Consider the following 18,564-nt stretch of genomic DNA (forward strand, 5'->3'; position numbering starts at 1 on the left):
GATAGAAACTGTATTAACGGTAATAAAAAATATAGTCAGTGGCTGGAAGTTTCTCTACCTGACCTTTGATTAATAAAATGATTTGTCCACGATGATAAGAAGCATGCAAAGCCATGTGTGTCAGTATATCGCTCACGGTACTGCTATATTGTGCACCTCTTGAGTTTATATAAGTTACCACCCTATTAAAGTCTTCTCTATCTATCAGTGTTTGCAACGCTTCATAATTTGCATCAAATAATCCTTGCAGGGCTACTTTTTCATAGACTGACCAAACCTTAGTATCTGAAGGTGTGCCATTTATACGCTCTATCCAGATGGTTTGAGCTGCGACCATGTGAGAGATTATTTCATGTGCTCTGTCAGATACTTCTGTTGCCTCCAGAAATGTTTCTAAAACCTCGATATTCGCCCAATGCTCGTGTTCAAAAAGTTTATGGAAATAAGCTTTCATATCAACGTCTTAATTTTTCAATTTCATTAATTACTTCTACTATTCCTTTTAATGGAATTTTTACCCAGGTTGGTCTATAATTGACCTCATAACCCAATTCATAAATGGCTTTCTCTAATAAATGAAATAAGAGCAAGTAGTTTACCTCGTTCGGGTCTTTGAATAGGGGGTGAGGGGAACCAAACATTGATAAGTACTCTTCCAGATAAGTATCTTTAATGAGTTTGTACCAACGGTCGGCGGCACGCTGAAGCACAACAGTATCTGTATGGCTGGTTTCGGCTGAATTAAATAGTTTGGCCGAAACTGCGTAATGATAGGAGCGTATCATGCCAGCGACATCTTTTAGCGGAGAATGTTTGATTTTTCGTTCAGCAATGCTGCTTTCGGGCTCTCCTTCAAAATCAATGATTACCAGATCATCGTTAGTAGCCAGAATCTGACCTAAGTGATAATCACCATGAATTCTGGTTCGGAAAGAGGATAAAGGACGTGTAAGTACCTGGTCAATGAAATCAAGAATCAGGTCTTTGGCCTCCATGAATGTCCATGCCAGGTTTTGTGCCTGAACATCTAACTTAAGGTAGTTATCTGTCAATAAATTATACCGACGCTCTAATAAATTTTCAAATTTTTCATGGAGGTATCTTCTATATTGCCTGTCAAATGGCTCAGCATTGAAATTATCAGCTCCACGCAAAGCAAACAAGGCAAGGTGCATTTGCGCAGTACGATGGGCCAATTGGGTGACTTTATCAAAAACTGATTCTTTAATCTGGAAATTTCCCTCTACAAAGGCCTCTAAGAAGTCATTCAGGTAATCGCCTGTCATGCTCCAGTCGTCTTTGATATTCTCTACTACTTGCACCATTACACCAAAAGTAGTAGCGGCTTCATCTTTTCGATTCCAGGTAATACTTCCTGCAAATAATGGGATATTTCTGAATTCAGAGTATTGCGTAATAAATTCAACCATCTCTACTTCAGGGTTAGTCTCTGAAAATAGTTTACGGTAGAGTTTCAGAAAGTATTTGCCACCAAAAATCATGGCGGAGTTAGAGGAGTCAATATCAGGTAGAACCGAATCTGTTATTTCTGATTCTTCAACAAATGCCTTACCTTTTGCAAAGTTTAGTAAATCCTGATTGTATTGTGTGAGCTGAGATTGATTGAAGATAGCTTGGAATATTGCGCTACGGAAACGGACATCATAAATCGCGTCAACCAGGTGGCCTGTTTTGTCATCCATCATCGCTTTACTTAAAATGCCTTTTGATGGAATTGACTGTGTGTTTTCTTCAATGAAAGAAAGCGGTAAGAGATACTGTTCACTATCGCCTTCTTCGTATCGAGCCTCAAAAACCATGAAGATAAATTCTTCAAAGTGTACAACGTGTCTTACTTTTAACTGTTTGATTTTCCGGGCTTTCCCTGCAAACCAGCGGCATTGTTGAATATAGGGGGGGAGAATATTATCTTCTAAAACAGTATGTACATACTTATCTTTCTCAAATCCTTTCCACTCTATGGTTAAAACGAATTCAGTCATTGTAGCAAGATGGTTAAAGTAATATTTGCGAAGATAGTAGTTAACCTTACATTTTTTTAATTATTTATGATATTTCATGTTTTATTAATGATCAGTTAATGTGCAAGATGTGAGTCTGTTTAATCTGATGAAAAGTGTGTCTCAACAACAAAATCTCAAATTAAATAGTATCCATAAGCTTATTCTTAAATGAGAGATAGTATTATAATTTCCCCTCAAAAACCCTGACAGCAGGCCCAGTCAGGTATATATTCTGAAAATCATTGTCGAAAGATACCTGTAAATTACCACCATTGGTAATGATTTTGACAGGGCTTTGCATACCGTATTTCAGATAGGCAGATATGGCACAGGCGGTCACACCTGTTCCGCAAGAATAGGTTTCATCTTCCACACCTCTTTCGTAGGTTCGTACATAGATGGTTTCATTATCAAGTACCTCTACAAAGTTTACATTCGTGCCACCTCGTTTTACCCAATCAACAGCATATCTTACTTTTCGGCCTTCGTTAAAAACATCAAAGTTCTGAATGTCTGAGATGTATCTTACATAATGTGGTGAACCTGTATTCATAAAGTCATAGTACTCATTATGTTCAAGGCTATGTACTTTTCCCATTTTTAATGAAATAACTGCCGAATCGGCCGATGCCTGGTGTTCACCATCAATGGCAATAAAATTTGTACTTCCATTAAATATGCCTAAGTCTTCGGCAAAACGCACTGTACACCTTCCGCCATTGCCGCACATACTACCCTCACGTCCATCAGCATTGAAATAAACCATTCTGAAATCGTAGTCAGGGTCATTTTGTAGTAGAATTAGTCCGTCTGCTCCGATGCCGAATCGGCGATGGCAAAGATGTTCAATATAAGCCTGATTGACAGGAAATTGCCCGTCACGATTATCAATCATCACGAAATCATTTCCTGTGCCCTGGTATTTATAGAAATTTCCGGAATAGTTTTGTTCGGTCATTTTTTTTAATTAGTAACAGGCCGTTGAAATTAAACATTCATCGGTTAGATTGATGATAATGTTTTAACTCTGTCAGCCGATAAGGTTTTGTTGATTATAAAACGTTTTGCCCACGGTGAAGTTTCAATCAGAAAACGTCTCTGAGTAACATAAATCCCGGTTTTTTATACATAATTTTTTAAAAATGTATATAAAACATCATTTTAAATGCACAATAAGATTGCGAACACACATCAAAGGTTTTGTTGACGACTAAACGTTTTTTATTTGACGACATAGCTTTACTTAAAAAACCGAATGAGGTATTTGCATTTAACAGAATGCCTGAACTATTTCTTTTTTTAGGTCTGTGCCTTACAATAATAACATATTCCCCGCAAACTTAATTCTTTTCTCATAAACTATCTGTATCAGATTTTATCATTTCCTTACTTTAAGTTTTATGCGTTTCAAATTTAGAATACTTTATCAGGATTCTAAATATCTGGGTGTATGATTAAATGAAATTTTGAAGTGGATTGCCTGATAAATCCTATTTAATAAAAAAATAATAATAAATTATTTGTCATAACAATTATTTTTATTTTAATTTGTGTAGCAATAATTGTTATAGCAAATATATGCCTATTTATCATAAATCCGGGAATATACCAGCCAAGCGCCATACACAATTTGAAAAACCAGATGGAAGCGGATTCTACTATGAGCAACTATTCGGGACTGTTGGTTTTGATGGCATGGCTTCGTTGATGTATCATATACATCGGCCAACAGAGGTTATACAGGTAGGAGACAGCATAGATTTAAGTCCTAAAATTGTTGATACGAATCAGTTAATGATGCGCAAGTTTATTGGGTTTAATGTGCTTCCTAAAGAGGATTTTCTGGAGAGCAGGGTGCCAATATTGGTCAATAAAGACTGTATAATCGGATTAGCTGCTCCACAAAAATCTCTCCGCGATTATTTCTATAAAAATGCTGATGCCGATGAACTTCTATTTATTCATAAAGGCTCTGGTACACTTCGCACACAATTAGGAAATGTTTCTTTTGAATATGGCGATTACCTGATTATTCCAAGAGGAATGATTTATCAGATAGATTTTGATACAATAGATAATCGTATTTTCTATGTTGAGTCACATTCACCAATTTATACGCCCAAGCGTTATCGCAATTATTTCGGGCAATTATTGGAGCATTCGCCTTATTGCGAGCGGGATTATAAATTGCCGGAAAATCTTGAAACACATGATGAACAAGGTGAATTTGTCATAAAAATAAAAAAACAAAATAAGCTCCATAGTTTAGTGTATCGGTATCATCCTTTTGATGTAGTAGGTTTTGATGGCTATAATTATCCGTGGGGGTTTTCAATACACAATTTTGAGCCGATTACCGGGCGTATTCATCAACCTCCGCCCGTGCATCAGACTTTTCAGACAGATGCTTTTGTAGTTTGTTCGTTTTGTCCAAGACTATTTGATTATCACCCTAAAGCCATACCTGCGCCATATAATCATTCAAATATTGATTCAGACGAGGTGATTTACTACGTAGACGGGGATTTTATGAGCCGTAATGATATTGCTCAGGGGCATATTACCTTGCATCCAGGGGGGATTCCGCACGGACCGCACCCAGGAGCAATGGAAAGGAGTATCGGCAAAAAAGAAACTCAGGAACTGGCAGTAATGGTTGACACTTTCAGACCCCTTCTGCTTACAGAGGATGCGCTGAAATTGGACGACGGTAAATATTTTGGTAGCTGGATAGGGTAATTATTTCTACTCAAAAACTAATGCAATTATGCTTCATCAACAAAAAAAACGTATGAATGAGATCGGGAATACCGATTTCCTGCCAATTAATGGCACTGATTATATAGAACTGTATGTAGGTAACTGCAAGCAGGCGGCTCATTATTATCAGTCGGCTTTTGGCTTTCAACCATTAGCTTACGCCGGACTTGAAACCGGATTAAAAGACCGTGAGAGCTATGTTGTACAACAGGGCAAAATCAGATTGGTTCTTACGTCTCCTTTGCATGGTGGTACTGAAATAGGCAAGCATATAGACAAACATGGAGATGGTATAAAAGTAGTTGCTTTGTGGGTTGATGATGCCAGAGATGCCTACTATGAAACTATCTCACGTGGGGCAAAGCCTTATTTTGAGCCTGTTGAAGAGGAAGATGACTACGGGTATGTGGTGCGTTCGGGTATTCATACCTATGGTGATACGGTTCATGTTTTTGTGGAAAGAAGCAAATACAATGGGGTATTCCTACCTGATTTTAAAGCATGGACACCTGCTTATCATCCTTCGCCGGTAGGTCTCAAATATGTAGATCATATGGTAGGTAATGTTGGCTGGAATGAAATGAACGACTGGGTGAATTTTTATGCCAGCGTAATGGGCTTTAGCCAGTTGGTGAGTTTTGATGATAAAGATATTTCGACAGAATATACGGCTTTGATGAGCAAGGTGATGTCGAATGGTAATGGCAGGATCAAGTTTCCTATAAACGAACCTGCAGAAGGTAAGAAGAAGTCGCAGGTTGAAGAATACCTTGATTTTTATGAGGGAGCAGGTGTGCAACACCTGGCTGTAGCAACTGATGACATTATTACGACCGTTACGCATCTGCTTGAGAGAGGGGTAGAATTCTTGCGCGTACCAGATAGTTATTATGAAGAATTAAAAGGGCGTATAGGAGATATTGATGAAGAGATAGTGCAATTAAAGGCTTTGGGTATTTTAGTAGACCGAGACGATGAAGGTTATCTGTTACAGATTTTTAGCAAGCCTGTTGAGCCGCGCCCTACTATGTTTTTTGAGATTATTCAGAGAAAGGGTGCCCGGTCATTTGGGAAAGGAAATTTTAAGGCACTTTTTGAGGCCATTGAAAGAGAGCAGGAGTTAAGAGGTACTTTGTGATAAACCAGATAAAATTATGAACCAAACCTATTCATCTTATACGACAGATGACCACAAAGTGTGGAGACTGTTGTTTGAAAGACAATTAGAAAAATTGCCATCTCTGGCAAGTAAAGATTATTTAGCTGGTATTGAAAAAGCTGGTTTTGTGGCAAGTCATATTCCGGATTTTGAAAAGGAACTAAACCCAAGATTGGTAGCCCTGACGGGTTGGTCAGTAGTTGGCGTGCCCGGATTGGTGCCGATCAGGGAATTTTTTGAATTGATGGCTGCGAGGCAATTTCCGGCCTCGACCTGGTTAAGAAGCAGAGACCAACTGGAATATCTGGAAGAACCGGATATGTTTCATGATACTTTCGGACACGTTCCTTTATTGACCAATCAGGCTTTCTGTGATTTTTTAGCGGAATTCAGCAAGATTTCATTAAAGTATATTGAAGATGAGACGGCCATCAAAATGATGCAGAGACTGTATTGGTACACGGTGGAATTTGGATTAGTGCGAGAAAACAATGAATTAAGGATTTATGGTGGAGGTATTTTATCATCAAGTGGTGAAAGTGAGTACAGTCTGCATAGCAATATACCTGAAAGAGTACCTTTTACTATTGAAGAGATTATTGCTACAGAAATAAAAATTGATGAGTATCAGAAAAAGTATTTCATCATTGATTCTTATGAACAGTTATTTCATTCATTGTCTGAATTTGAAAAAGTTTTGGAGCAACAATTATTAGTATGTCAATAATTGGAGGTTTTTTCTACTTTTGTAAAATATTTTGTCACTTAAAAGCATCGCAATAGAATATTCTTTTAAGTATTGAAATATAAATAACATAATTTATATTTTATGACAATAGCGGATTGACATTCCGTTTTACAAAAGTATTGACAAACTAAAAAAATGACACATTCTGACCAACGCTCTTATTTTTTTAAAATAGATACCACGATCAAGCGTATTCGTAGTTTTATGCAGAAGGGGCTGACTGATAATGGTATAGATCTGACAGTTGACCAGTGGGTAGTTCTTGACCATATTAAACCCAAACCGGGTGTCAGCCAGAACGATCTGGCAGTTGACACTGCCAAAGATGCTCCGACCGTAACCCGTATTTTAGATTTATTAGTGGAAAAGAAATTAGTGAGACGACAAATGGCAGATGATGACCGAAGAAAATTCAATATTTTTCTGACCGAAGAAGGTGAAGAGTTACATACTAAAGCCCTGGAGGTAATCGGGGAAATCAGGATGAAATCATGGGATGGGTTAACTGATGAAGATTATGATGAATTAGTTAGAATTATGAACACGATTCATAAAAACGTGAGTTAATGCGTTTCTGAAACTTTGTTTAATTTGTTTAAATTGTGATGAATTCCTGGCTAAATATTCCTTCAGACTCAGATTTTTCTATTTACAATCTTCCATTTGGTATATTTAGTATTGGCCGGAAGTCTCCTCGTATGGGTGTGCGCATCGGAGATTTTGTGATAGATATGGAGCAGTTACGGAAATTTGGTTTAATAGAAGTTCCCCGTAATGTATGTAATCAGGCTTATCTGAACAATTTTATTAATTTAGGAAAGAAGAAAACAAATGCCGTTCGCTTACAATTACAGGAATGGCTTATAAAGGAGAAATCCCCCTTAAAAAGGTATTTTAAAGAGGCATTTTATCCAATCGAATCGGTAAAAATGCACTTGCCTGTTAAAGTAGGTGATTATACAGATTTCTACTCGAGCCTGGAGCATGCCACTAATGTAGGTAAGATGTTCCGGCCTGATAACCCGCTGGTTGCTAACTGGAAATATATACCGATTGCCTATCATGGACGTGCAAGTTCTATCGTGGTATCTGGGACACCAGTAGTTCGACCAAAAGGGCAGATTAAGCCAGCAGATAGTCTGAATCCTGTTTTTTCGCCGACTAAAGAAATGGATTTTGAGGTGGAAATCGGTGCGATTATAGGTAAAAATTCCTTATTAGGTGAGAATATAAGCACTGAAGATGCTGAAAACTATATTTTCGGACTGGTTCTTTTTAATGATTGGTCTGCAAGGGATATTCAAAGGTGGGAGTATCAACCATTAGGGCCATTTTTGGGTAAAAATTTTGCCTCGTCTATCTCTCCGTGGGTTGTTACTTTAGAGGCCTTAGCCCACTTCAGAACTGCAACACCAGTACAAGACCCCTTACCTTTACCCTATCTTGCTTTTGAAGGGAAAAGAAATTTTGATATTAAGCTGGCGGTCAATCTTATAACAAAAGACAAAAAAGCATATACAATCTCAAATACTAATTTCAGATATATGTACTGGAATCTGGCACAACAGATAGCGCATCACACCATAAATGGGTGTAATCTGAAAATTGGTGACATAATAGCGTCAGGCACTATCAGTGGTCCAATTCCAGATAGTTCAGGGTGTTTATTAGAATTGAGTATAGGTGGGAAACAACCCATAGTATTGGAAAATAACCTGGAAAGAGCCTTTTTAGAAGATGGCGATACTTTGACAATAGGCGGGTTTTCTGAAAAAGATGGTATCAGAGTAGGATTTGGTGAAGTGAGTGGTGAAATAGTTGCGAGTCGTTGAATTTTTTGTAATTTACGACCTGATAGCTCTCATCAATATTGCTAAACCTCACTACCAAATGACCAACACTATTATCATTATCATTTGTTCGCTGATTCTGATAGCTTACCTATTTGATATTTCTGCCAAAAACACTAAAATACCCGGAGTGGTCTTATTACTTTCGGTTGGTATTCTTGCCAAAATTATCACGAATTATTCAAATTTTCATGTTCCGAATTTAGAACCATTTCTACCGGTAATCGGCACGGTGGGGTTGATTCTGATTGTTTTGGAGGGAGCTCTTGAGTTAGAAATTAATGCACAAAAAAGAAAATTATTTACATCGACCGTAAAAAGTGCATTTACCGGTTTGGTTCTCTTCAGTACAGTCTTAGCAATCGGGTTATTTTATCTTACAGATAAACCTTTTCTGACATGTCTGATTAATGCAATTCCTCTGGGTATTATCAGTAGTGCTATTGCGATTCCAAGTGTGAAAAATCTGGATTCTCATAACCGTGAGTTTGTAGTTTATGAAAGTTCGATATCGGATATACTGGGGATTATTTTTTTTAACTTTCTTGTACTACATGATTTTTTCGGGATAGGCACTTTTGCTTCATTCTTATTTGATATTATCATAATCATGGCTTTATCAATTATCGCGAGCATAGCTCTGGGTAGTATGATCAGTAAATTGAACCATCATATTAAATATATTCCGATTGTTACGATTCTGATATTGCTTTACATATTTACAAAAATATATCATTTGCCCTCATTGGTTCTGGTATTGATTTTTGGCTTGTTTCTGAACAATGTACATCTTATAAAATTTGATTTTGTTAAAAAATGGATTAATCCTGAGAGCATAAAAGCTGAGGTTAATTCATTTGAACATCTTATTGCAGAAGTAACATTTGTGATCAGATCTTTCTTTTTTATCATGTTTGGCTATTACACAGATATTGAGGCACTTCTCAGCTTATCAGATTTTGTTAATGCTTTGTTGATACTGGTATTCATTTTTGCCGGAAGATATCTGATTTTTACTCTGTTAAAAATCAGGATTGCGCCTCTGCTTTATATTGCACCACGAGGATTGATAACCATTTTGTTGTTTTTGGCAATACCTGAAACACATCAGGTTTTAGAAGTAAATAAAGGATTGCTTACACAGATTATATTTTTGACAGCATTTGTGATGATGTTTGGCCTGATAAGGAATAAAAAAACTGTTTAATTAAAAAGAGTATGCTTACACTTGATCCGAAAGACTTAGAGCCAAGAGCTTTTTATAGTTATCTGACGGGTACGGTTGCGCCCAGACCTATTGCGTTTGTGAGTAGTACAGACAAGCATGGGAATATAAACTTAAGCCCGTTCAGTTTTTTTAATATTATGGGTATTAATCCACCAATATTGGTGTTTGCCCCTAATAACCGCGGACGTGACGGTTCGAAGAAAGACACTGCTTTAAATATTGCCGAAGTGCCAGAGGTAGTTATTAATATGGTTGATTTTGCAATGGTACAGCAAATGTCTTTGGCGAGTATTGAGTATCCACGTGGCATTAATGAATTTATTAAGGCAGGATTTACACCTGAACCATCAATATTGGTAACACCGCCAAGAGTAAAAGAATCTCCGGCCCAGTTTGAATGCAAGGTGTTGGAGGTGCGCGAAATTGGCACTATGAATCTATACATATGCCAGATAATAATGGCGCATTTTGCAGAGGATATTATTGGTGAAAATGGAAAAATTGACCAACGCAAAACCAACTGGGTTGCCCGGATGGGGGCAGACTGGTATGCCCATATAAGCGAAGGAGCTATGTTTGAGGTTGAGAAACCTAATACAAAGATTGGTATCGGGTACGATGCTATTCCAGAAAGTATCCGGTTATCGAAAATACTGACAGGGAATCATTTAGGACAATTAGGAAATATTGAAGTGTTACCGGATAAAACCGAGGTAATGGCGTATCGGAAGACCCAAACGATAAAGGATATTATAGAGCAATCTATAAATGGTTGTGCTTATTTAGATAATCTATTGCATGACGAGGCGCGAAGGCTTTTAGAAATGAATAAAGTAAAAGAAGCATGGCTGGTTCTATTGCAAAGCCACAATGATTTTTTGGGATACAATACCCGATAAAGGAAACCCCACCCTCCGAATCAGCAAATTTGACGATTTAAAGAGTGGGGCTAAAACCTGTAAGGCTTAGTTTAATTAGTAGATTAGTTTAAGCGTCACCCCTTATTGCCGCCACCTCCGAACATTTTGAAAAGACCTACTATAATCAGGACAATCACAATGATTACTACTACAATGCCTGTATTAAAGCCGGCTTTGAAAATACCAGCAATGGCATCGCATGAGGAAACAATCAATACAAAGCAGATGACTAAAAGATAATTTAATAGTTTCATGGCTGTTATAAAGTTTTAGTGAATTAAGTAATTAAAACTCATAAAAAACTGTGCCAGCCCACATGCACTGTTTTGCAGATTTAAGGAGTGGGTTTCCACCGAAAGGATTTTTCGTCAACGGCACGCATGGTGCACAAGACTCCATTCAGGTGATCGTATTCATGTTGTAATAGTTCTGAAATTGCACTTTCTGCCTGCCATCTTTTTTCCTGCCAGTTTTCGTCTAAATATTTCATTGTTAATGATTTATGGCGTTTTACATAAACAAGTAAATTCGGAAAACTCATGCAATCATCCCAGAGTTCAAACATTTCATCACTCATGTTTTCAAATTCTGGATTAATAATAACAACCGGAGTGTCAATATTTATGTAAATCAGGCGTTTCATAATTCCTAATTGTGGGGCGGCAATACCCCTGCCAAAATGATATTTTGCCCGTATTTCCTGCATTACATTGTGTAAATCTTTTACCCATTCTTTTACCTTAGGTAATTCTTCAGGTACCACTGGTTCGCAGACTTCATATAAGCGTGGATCGCCTAATAAGACTAAATCTTCAAGGTGTTTCATATAATTTTTTAACAAAATATTGCATTTTTGTTGATGCAAAAATTGTATATAATAATTTTCGGGTAGATTTCGTAATATATCTGATAACAGCTTTTAACAAATATGACTCTTTTGTGTTAAACTAAGAAACGGTTAGAGCGAAAGTCTGTGCAATAAATTTTACGCCCATGAAAAGAATATGTCTGATAATCCTCCTCTTTTGCTCCATTCAAAGTTTTGGACAAACGATTACGCATACGCCGGAAATTGATGACCAGGTAACTTACGATACTGATATTACCAAAGTGGAGCTCCGGGACGAATTTACAATTATTTCTTTCAGCTATCAATACAGTAATCGAAGAAGCCAGAATTATAATTTTCCGATTCCTTTGCCCAATCAAAGACCCCAGCAATCTACCGCTACTATTTCTATTAATCCTAAGAGCTACCTGAACGGAAACGGCAAACGTTTTAAATATATCAGGGCAACCGGCATACCCGAACTCCCTGATTCAAAACCTGTTTCACCTGGACAAGTGTACAATTTTACCGTTTATTATGAAAGATTAGACCCAGGAATTGAGCTTTTTAATCTGATAGAAGGTAAAAACTCTCCTGAGCAAACTTTGCAATTCTGGAATTTTTACGGGGTTCATATCAGAAATCCTTTAAGAAAAATACCAACCGCATCTACCGGGCCTATCACCCTGACTGTAAAAGGGAAAATAATAGATGCCAAAACTCAGAAACCTATTATGGGCAGAGTGGTTTATCAGTTTGATAAAAACGCTGCAAAAAAAGGTTCTGCAATTGTTTCGGCATCCGGCAATTATTCTTTCGCTTTAAGCCCTGATGCTTACACATTCACAGCTATAGCGAAAGGATACGAGTCTGAACAGGCCAGTCTGGATTTGTCTAAAATCAAGAAGAATCAGCAGTTTACTCAGAATATCTACCTGAATCCTGTGGTTGAGAAAATTGTTTCAAAACCAGTCCAGAAAGAAACTTCAAAGAAAGTTCCTTCAGAGGTCGAACAACCGAAGGTTAAATCTCCTGTTGTTGATACCTCTACGGTTGTCCAGCCCAAAGAAGAAACTGCCCCGGTGAAAGTGGAGGAAAATAAATTCAGACTTGATAAGGTCTATTTTAATACCGGAGAGTCGGGGTTATTACCTGAGTCTTTTGAGCAACTGAATGGCCTTTTAAAGATGATGAAAAATAGCCCGACTATGACTATTATTATTGAAGGGCATACGGATAATATTGGCGATCCCGGGCAAAACAAGCGTTTATCGTTAGAGCGGGCTTTTAATGTACGTGAGTATCTTATCAGTAAAGGAATTGCAGGTAAGCGCATTCAGTTTAAGGGTTACGGAGATACAAAACCTATTGCAGATAATGCTACTGAAGAAGGCAAAAAGTTGAATAGGAGAGTAGAATTTGTAATTTTGAAACCTTGATTGTTATTCGACAACTGCAAAAAATAGTGCATGATATAGCACAGAGTTTAAGTGAGTAATTCTAATAATGCTCAGTTTTTCTCTGTGCTTTTTAATGAAGAAAAACATCAAAACTTAATATTCTCAATTATATCACTGGCAATCATAGCAGTAGTGCCTTTGAGTTGTGCTGCTTTGTCTCCGGCTAATCCATGCGCGTAGACACCTAAAATGGCAGCTTCTTCTGGCACGTAACCTTGGGCTAATAGTGCTAAAATTATCCCTGTGAGTACATCTCCGCTACCCCCCTTAGCCATGCCCGGGTTTCCGGTTGAGTTAAAATGGATTGTTCCATCTGGCAGTGCAACAGATGTGAATGCTCCTTTAAGACATACAATGCAATGGTGTTCAATTGCGAAGTCTTTCAGAATCTCTAACTTCTCGTAATCGTTTTGCCATTTTTTACCAATCAGGCGTTGAAACTCTTTGGGGTGCGGGGTTAAAATGGCACTTTTAGGTATAAGTTTTAAAAAATTTTTATTGGCTGCAATAATGTTTAATGCATCGGCATCTATTACAACTGGTACTTTTACTTTTTTTAATAATTCTTCTACCATTGCAACAGTGGTCTTATTTGTGCCAATGCCACAACCTATACCTACAGCCTGATAATTATCTAATTCTGGAAGTCTTTCAAGGAAGTCAGAACTTTTATCGCATAGACACATAGCTTCTGGAATAGCTGTCTGAAGAATTTCGTATCCACATTCAGGTGTATAAATTGTTATTTTACCTACACCAGACCTTAAACAAGCTTTTGTTGAAAGTACAGCGGCACCAATCATGCCATAACTCCCGGCCATCATCATGGCATGGCCGAAATTCCCCTTGTTCGCAAATTTCTTTCGGGGTTTAATCAAAGCATTTGCAGTTTCATTATCAGTATAGACATAAGTACTTTGCGTTTTTTCAATAAAACTTTCATTAAGCCCAATATTAACGATTGTCCAGCTACCTACTAATTCAGCATTCTGGGGTAGTACAAAAGCTAATTTTGGCAATTGAAAAGTGATTGTCTGAGTGGCTTTTATGATTGCATCATTTTCTGCATTCAATGAATCTGCAAATAAACCTGTCGGAATATCAACAGCTACTATTTCATTATTAGTTTTATTTAGTTTCTCTGCTACCGATTTTATTAAACCTTCGAGCGGTCTTGAAAGCCCTACTCCCAAAATAGCATCAATCACTAATTCATCAGGTAGAAAGTCAGGAATTTCACATGGGTTATTAATCCACTGCGAGTGGATTTTATTTTTTAATCTTTCAAGATTTATCTGAAAGTTAATAGATTGTTTAGACGAATAATTGATAATATATACTTTTACTTCATAACCCAAAGCATAGAGCATACGGGCAATGGCGAGTCCATCACCTCCATTATCTCCTAAACCACATAATATGATTATTTTTTTGTAAGAGACTGGAAAATGCTGAATGAAGTTACTTACGAATGCGCTTGATGCCTGTTCCATCAAATCGATTGATGCGATAGATTGGTGGGCAATGGTATATTCGTCTGCTTCTTTTATCTCTGATATATAATTGCCTGCCTCCGTCTTCTTTCTTGTTAATAAAATTTTCATCAATTTTGTATTTTAATAAAAAATGAGCTTATTCGTATCACAAAAATACAATGAGCTTTTGATATATTATTTTTCTACGCTTGATTAAGAATTATTAAATACCTTTAGGGGAGTCAACTCTCTTACTTGTCTTTAATTATATAAAACAAACACTTTTTAAACCTAATTATACGAATTTATGTCAGAATTTATTAGTGGAATTCAACAAGTGGGGATTGGTGTAAGAGATGCAGCGAAAGCTTTCAATTGGTATAATAAAATATTAGGGTTGAATGTACCTCTTTTTGATGATGTGGCAGAAGCTAAATTGATGACTCCGCATACCAACGGTATTATCAGACAACGCCGTGCGATTCTTGCCTTAAACATGGCAGGGGGCGGCGGTGCTGAAATCTGGCAATCGAATCGTCCGGAACCTCTGGCCCCTGATTTTACTCCTGAATTAGGCGATTACGGTATATTTGCGATCAAGATTAAATCTTTAGATGTAAAGCAATTTGCTGAAGTCCAAAAACTAAAGGTTGAGGTTTCGCCGGAAAATAAAAGCCATAGCTGGCTTCAGGACCCTTACGGTAATCAGTTGCAGATAGTGTCTGATAACTCATGGTTTAAGCCGAACGGAAGTCTGACTGGTGGTGTAGTTGGCGTAATAATCGGGGTAAGTAATATTGACAAAGCTCTGAAATTATATAAAGATACCTTGGGTATTAATGAAATAGTGTATGATAAAAGCGGAGAGTTTAATGATTTTGCTACTTTGGGTAAAGGTAATACCCGTTTCAGAAGGGTGCTATTGCGTAAAACCGTTAAAGATAAAGGTGCATTCAGCCGCTTGTTAGGCAATGTAGAGGTTGAGCTCATACAGAATATAGAAACCGATGCCAGGCCAAGAAAAATATTCGGTGATCGTAGCTGGGGAGATTTAGGATTTATTCATCTTTGTTTCGACACATTAAATATGGATAATCTGAAACAATCCTGTCAGAAAAATGGTTTTCCTTTTACGGTTGACAGTAGCGATACCTTTGATATGGGAGAGGCCGGTGGCAGGTTTACTTATATTGAAGACCCTGATGGTACATTGATAGAGTTCGTTGAAACACATAGAGTGCCTATTATTAAAAAAATAGGCTGGTATCTTGATCTGAAGAAAAGAAAAACACAGAAACCTTTGCCAAACTGGATGGTGGCTACAATGGGTTGGGGTAAGGTAAAAGCTGAGGATTAAAGGGGTTTAGCAGGGGTAACGAATATTTTTATACGAAATTGAAAAAAAACTAAATTTTTTTTCAATCAAATTTTACCCAAGTAATTTTTTTTTATATATTAGCACCAACAAATACAACAAATGAAAAATCCATTCGTTTTTTGGATTTTACAGGAATAATTATTAATTTTGCACTCCGATTAGGAGAATGCTGGATATGTACGATTCAGCCGCTTCACTAAACGAGTAAATTAATAATCAAGTAAATAACAAAGCAATGGATTTGATTAAATTGGTTGAGTCAGAATTTACTGGCAAAAGAGAAAAACAACCGGATTTTAAAGCAGGTGATACTGTAAACGTTCACGTTAAAATCAAAGAAGGTAACAAAGAGCGTATTCAGGTTTACACTGGTACAGTTATTCAGCGTCGTAATGCTGGTACAAATGGTGAGAGTTTTACCGTTCGTAAAATTTCAAATGGCGTGGGTGTAGAGAGAATTTTCCCTGTTTTATCGCCAAGTATTGATAAAATTGAGGTATTGCGTTATGGTAAAGTACGTCGTGCAAGATTGTTCTACTTACGTGGAAAACAAGGTAAAGCTGCTCGTATCAAAGAATTAAAGAAATAATGTACATCAAACCAACAATAGTTAAACTATTCAAGGTTTCAGATGTCTAAAGATAAAAGTAATAGCTTTTTCATAATTTTGTATGGGAAAAGGTCGCTTCTTTGAAGCGGCTTTTTTTGTTTACAGGAGTTCTTAATTTAAGCTATTTAAAATAAAATCCCGCTTCTTAAAAGCGGGATTTCTCAAACAAAAAATAGTTATAAAGTTACCGCATCTGCTGTGCTCCATTTTTTATCTCCTCAACCACATTAGGGTCAAGAAGAGTAGAGGTGTCACCTAAATTAGTCGTCTCGCCCTCAGCAATTTTCCTTAAAATACGACGCATAATTTTGCCGGAACGTGTTTTGGGCAAGCCACTTACAAACTGAATTTTATCGGGTTTGGCAATCGGGCCGATTACACGTGAAACGGTGGCCAGGATGTCTTTACGGGTTAACTCCAGATCATTCATATGAGTTTCACAAATTACATAAGCATAGATGCCTTGTCCTTTAATATCATGTGGGTAACCTACCACAGCCGATTCAACCACCCCTGTGTGCATATTGATAGCGTTTTCAACTTCGGCTGTCCCAATTCTATGTCCTGACACATTCAATACGTCATCTACACGACCTGTGATTCTATAAAAACCGTTTTCGTCGCGCATGGCGCCATCACCCGTAAAATACAGGTCAGGATACGCGGCAAAATAGTTGGTACGGCATCGTTCATGGTCTCCCCAGGTGGTACGGATAGTAGATGGCCATGGGAATTTAATACATAAATTACCACTGACATTGCCACCTAAAATCTCATTACCGTTTTCGTCAACCAGCAACATCTGCACACCCGGTAACGGGAGTGAAGCCCAGGCCGGTTTCAAAGGAGTGATGCCTGCTAATGCTGAAATCAGGATACCTCCGGTTTCAGTTTGCCACCATGTATCTACAACCGGACAATTGTCTTTTCCGATATTTTTAGAATACCAGTGCCAGGCTTCTTCATTGATGGGTTCGCCGACCGAACCTAATATTTTAAGGGAACTTAAATCTTTACCTTCAACATATTCAGTTCCGAAACCCATTAAAGAGCGAATAGCCGTAGGGGCTGTATAAAGTATGTTTACACTATGTTTTTCGACAATTTCCCAGAATCTTCCTGCATCGGGATATGTAGGGATTCCTTCAAACATCAATGAAATGGCACCGCATGCTAAGGGTCCATACACGATGTAGGAATGTCCGGTTATCCAGCCTATATCAGCAGTGCAGAAATGAACCATACCTGCTTTATACTGAAATACATTCATAAAAGTATAAGCTGTGTAGACCATGTAGCCCCCACAGGTATGCACTACTCCTTTGGGTTTTCCGGTAGAGCCAGAAGTATAAAGTATAAACAATGGGTCTTCTGAGTCCATTTCTTCAGCAGGGCAATCAGAATTTACAAATTTTACTTCTTCTTCCCACCAAACATCCCGACCTTTTATCATGCTAACAGGGGTACGGGTGCGTGTTGCTACAATTACTTTTTTAACCGACGGACATCCGATTAAAGCATCATCGACTGTATCTTTCATCGGAATAGTCTTGTTTCCCCTTACGGCTCCGTCTGTCGTAATTACTGCTATACACTGAGAGTCATTGATACGGTCGGCAATAGAAGAGGCCGAAAAACCACCAAATACTACTGAATGAATGGCCCCGATACGCGCACAAGCCAAAGTAGCAATGGCTAATTCAGGAATCATGGGCATATATATGCAAACCCTATCACCTTTTTTTACTCCATTGCGTTTGAGCACATTGGCAAAGCTGCATACACGGTCAAATAACTGACGGTAGGTAAGGGTAATACTATCTTCACCAGGGTCGTTAGGTTCCCAGATAATAGCAGGCTGGTGAGGTTTTTCTCTTACATGTCGGTCGAGGCAGTTTTCGGTTATATTCAGTTTGCCGCCAACAAACCATTGTATTTTAGGTTCTTTAAAATTCCAGTCTAATACTTTTGTCCAGGGTTTTTTCCATTCAAAATTATTGGCAGCAATTTCAGCCCAGAAGCCTTCAGGGTCTTGCACACTTGCCTCATAGGCTTTTTGATACTCTTCGTAGGTTTGAATAAGCATGATTGAATAAGAGGGTAATTAGAAAAATAATGATAGT

At 37.7% G+C, this 18,564-nt stretch carries 17 protein-coding genes; 10 read left to right on the forward strand and 7 right to left on the reverse strand.

Features of this window, described 5'->3' with window-relative positions; translation table 11 throughout:
• Nucleotides 1-13 precede the first annotated feature (13 nt).
• The 3 genes from H1R81_RS04845 to dapF all read right to left on the reverse strand — a co-directional run bounded on the left by H1R81_RS04845 (nucleotide 14) and on the right by dapF (nucleotide 2,982).
• Entirely contained in the window at nucleotides 14-454 is a 441-nt protein-coding gene (locus tag H1R81_RS04845) for a DinB family protein (RefSeq protein ID WP_181839533.1), read from the reverse strand.
• Between the two features lies 1 nt (nucleotide 455).
• Nucleotides 456-2,003, reverse strand: coding sequence for a putative maltokinase (locus H1R81_RS04850; protein ID WP_181839534.1), 1,548 nt, complete (start codon nucleotides 2,001-2,003; stop codon nucleotides 456-458).
• A gap of 202 nt (nucleotides 2,004-2,205) precedes the next feature.
• Nucleotides 2,206-2,982 (reverse strand): diaminopimelate epimerase, encoded by a 777-nt coding sequence (dapF, locus tag H1R81_RS04855; protein ID WP_181839535.1) that lies wholly within the window; start codon nucleotides 2,980-2,982, stop codon nucleotides 2,206-2,208.
• A 620-nt stretch (nucleotides 2,983-3,602) separates the two neighbouring features.
• Here dapF and H1R81_RS04860 point away from each other — a divergent pair.
• From H1R81_RS04860 to H1R81_RS04890, 7 genes are all read left to right on the forward strand, one after another.
• Nucleotides 3,603-4,763: a homogentisate 1,2-dioxygenase gene (locus H1R81_RS04860; protein WP_181839536.1), complete on the forward strand. Its 1,161-nt coding sequence runs from the start codon at nucleotides 3,603-3,605 to the stop codon at nucleotides 4,761-4,763.
• Between the two features lie 28 nt (nucleotides 4,764-4,791).
• A complete protein-coding gene (gene hppD, locus H1R81_RS04865) occupies nucleotides 4,792-5,922 on the forward strand; it encodes a 4-hydroxyphenylpyruvate dioxygenase (RefSeq protein WP_181839537.1) in 1,131 nt (376 codons plus the stop codon).
• Nucleotides 5,923-5,938: 16 nt separating this feature from the next.
• Nucleotides 5,939-6,670, forward strand: coding sequence for a phenylalanine 4-monooxygenase (gene phhA, locus H1R81_RS04870; RefSeq protein WP_181839538.1), 732 nt, complete (start codon nucleotides 5,939-5,941; stop codon nucleotides 6,668-6,670).
• A gap of 156 nt (nucleotides 6,671-6,826) precedes the next feature.
• On the forward strand, nucleotides 6,827-7,258 hold the full coding sequence (locus H1R81_RS04875; RefSeq protein WP_181839539.1) for a MarR family winged helix-turn-helix transcriptional regulator: 432 nt from the start codon (nucleotides 6,827-6,829) through the stop codon (nucleotides 7,256-7,258).
• 38 nt (nucleotides 7,259-7,296) lie between these two features.
• The gene (gene fahA / locus H1R81_RS04880; RefSeq protein ID WP_181839540.1) at nucleotides 7,297-8,523 is read left to right on the forward strand and encodes a fumarylacetoacetase; all 1,227 of its coding nucleotides are present in this window, start codon (nucleotides 7,297-7,299) and stop codon (nucleotides 8,521-8,523) included.
• A 58-nt stretch (nucleotides 8,524-8,581) separates the two neighbouring features.
• A complete protein-coding gene (locus H1R81_RS04885) occupies nucleotides 8,582-9,748 on the forward strand; it encodes a cation:proton antiporter (RefSeq protein WP_181839541.1) in 1,167 nt (388 codons plus the stop codon).
• A gap of 11 nt (nucleotides 9,749-9,759) precedes the next feature.
• A complete protein-coding gene (locus H1R81_RS04890) occupies nucleotides 9,760-10,668 on the forward strand; it encodes a flavin reductase family protein (RefSeq protein WP_181839542.1) in 909 nt (302 codons plus the stop codon).
• A gap of 95 nt (nucleotides 10,669-10,763) precedes the next feature.
• Here the strand turns inward: H1R81_RS04890 and H1R81_RS04895 are convergent, their stop codons facing one another.
• The gene (locus H1R81_RS04895) at nucleotides 10,764-10,943 is read right to left on the reverse strand and encodes a hypothetical protein (RefSeq protein ID WP_181839543.1); all 180 of its coding nucleotides are present in this window, start codon (nucleotides 10,941-10,943) and stop codon (nucleotides 10,764-10,766) included.
• Between the two features lie 80 nt (nucleotides 10,944-11,023).
• A complete protein-coding gene (locus tag H1R81_RS04900) occupies nucleotides 11,024-11,515 on the reverse strand; it encodes a peptide deformylase (RefSeq protein ID WP_181839544.1) in 492 nt (163 codons plus the stop codon).
• Nucleotides 11,516-11,682: 167 nt separating this feature from the next.
• Between H1R81_RS04900 and H1R81_RS04905 the strand changes: the two genes are divergently transcribed.
• Entirely contained in the window at nucleotides 11,683-12,957 is a 1,275-nt protein-coding gene (locus H1R81_RS04905; protein WP_181839545.1) for an OmpA family protein, read from the forward strand.
• A 107-nt stretch (nucleotides 12,958-13,064) separates the two neighbouring features.
• Here H1R81_RS04905 and H1R81_RS04910 read toward each other — a convergent pair whose 3' ends face one another.
• On the reverse strand, nucleotides 13,065-14,582 hold the full coding sequence (locus H1R81_RS04910) for an NAD(P)H-hydrate dehydratase (protein ID WP_181839546.1): 1,518 nt from the start codon (nucleotides 14,580-14,582) through the stop codon (nucleotides 13,065-13,067).
• Nucleotides 14,583-14,760: 178 nt separating this feature from the next.
• On the opposite strand from H1R81_RS04910, the gene H1R81_RS04915 reads away from it, so the two are divergent.
• Nucleotides 14,761-15,810, forward strand: a complete 1,050-nt coding sequence (locus H1R81_RS04915; protein WP_181839547.1) for a VOC family protein — start codon at nucleotides 14,761-14,763, stop codon at nucleotides 15,808-15,810.
• Nucleotides 15,811-16,066: 256 nt separating this feature from the next.
• Entirely contained in the window at nucleotides 16,067-16,420 is a 354-nt protein-coding gene (rplS, locus tag H1R81_RS04920; RefSeq protein WP_181839548.1) for a 50S ribosomal protein L19, read from the forward strand.
• Nucleotides 16,421-16,625: 205 nt separating this feature from the next.
• Here rplS and acs read toward each other — a convergent pair whose 3' ends face one another.
• A complete protein-coding gene (gene acs, locus H1R81_RS04925) occupies nucleotides 16,626-18,527 on the reverse strand; it encodes an acetate--CoA ligase (protein WP_181839549.1) in 1,902 nt (633 codons plus the stop codon).
• Between the last annotated feature and the right edge of the window lie 37 nt (nucleotides 18,528-18,564).

The sequence above is a fragment of the Emticicia sp. BO119 genome (genome assembly GCF_013912375.1).
Taxonomy (GTDB): Bacteria; Bacteroidota; Bacteroidia; order Cytophagales; family Spirosomataceae; genus Emticicia.

Coding starts and splice junctions, on each gene's coding strand:
- H1R81_RS04845 (WP_181839533.1), bottom strand. CDS start 454: ATGAAAGCTTATTTCCATAAACTTTTTGAACACGAGCATTGGGCGAAT.
- H1R81_RS04850 (WP_181839534.1), bottom strand. CDS start 2,003: ATGACTGAATTCGTTTTAACCATAGAGTGGAAAGGATTTGAGAAAGAT.
- dapF (WP_181839535.1), bottom strand. CDS start 2,982: ATGACCGAACAAAACTATTCCGGAAATTTCTATAAATACCAGGGCACA.
- H1R81_RS04860 (WP_181839536.1), top strand. CDS start 3,603: ATGCCTATTTATCATAAATCCGGGAATATACCAGCCAAGCGCCATACA.
- hppD (WP_181839537.1), top strand. CDS start 4,792: ATGCTTCATCAACAAAAAAAACGTATGAATGAGATCGGGAATACCGAT.
- phhA (WP_181839538.1), top strand. CDS start 5,939: ATGAACCAAACCTATTCATCTTATACGACAGATGACCACAAAGTGTGG.
- H1R81_RS04875 (WP_181839539.1), top strand. CDS start 6,827: ATGACACATTCTGACCAACGCTCTTATTTTTTTAAAATAGATACCACG.
- fahA (WP_181839540.1), top strand. CDS start 7,297: ATGAATTCCTGGCTAAATATTCCTTCAGACTCAGATTTTTCTATTTAC.
- H1R81_RS04885 (WP_181839541.1), top strand. CDS start 8,582: ATGACCAACACTATTATCATTATCATTTGTTCGCTGATTCTGATAGCT.
- H1R81_RS04890 (WP_181839542.1), top strand. CDS start 9,760: ATGCTTACACTTGATCCGAAAGACTTAGAGCCAAGAGCTTTTTATAGT.
- H1R81_RS04895 (WP_181839543.1), bottom strand. CDS start 10,943: ATGAAACTATTAAATTATCTTTTAGTCATCTGCTTTGTATTGATTGTT.
- H1R81_RS04900 (WP_181839544.1), bottom strand. CDS start 11,515: ATGAAACACCTTGAAGATTTAGTCTTATTAGGCGATCCACGCTTATAT.
- H1R81_RS04905 (WP_181839545.1), top strand. CDS start 11,683: ATGAAAAGAATATGTCTGATAATCCTCCTCTTTTGCTCCATTCAAAGT.
- H1R81_RS04910 (WP_181839546.1), bottom strand. CDS start 14,582: ATGAAAATTTTATTAACAAGAAAGAAGACGGAGGCAGGCAATTATATA.
- H1R81_RS04915 (WP_181839547.1), top strand. CDS start 14,761: ATGTCAGAATTTATTAGTGGAATTCAACAAGTGGGGATTGGTGTAAGA.
- rplS (WP_181839548.1), top strand. CDS start 16,067: ATGGATTTGATTAAATTGGTTGAGTCAGAATTTACTGGCAAAAGAGAA.
- acs (WP_181839549.1), bottom strand. CDS start 18,527: ATGCTTATTCAAACCTACGAAGAGTATCAAAAAGCCTATGAGGCAAGT.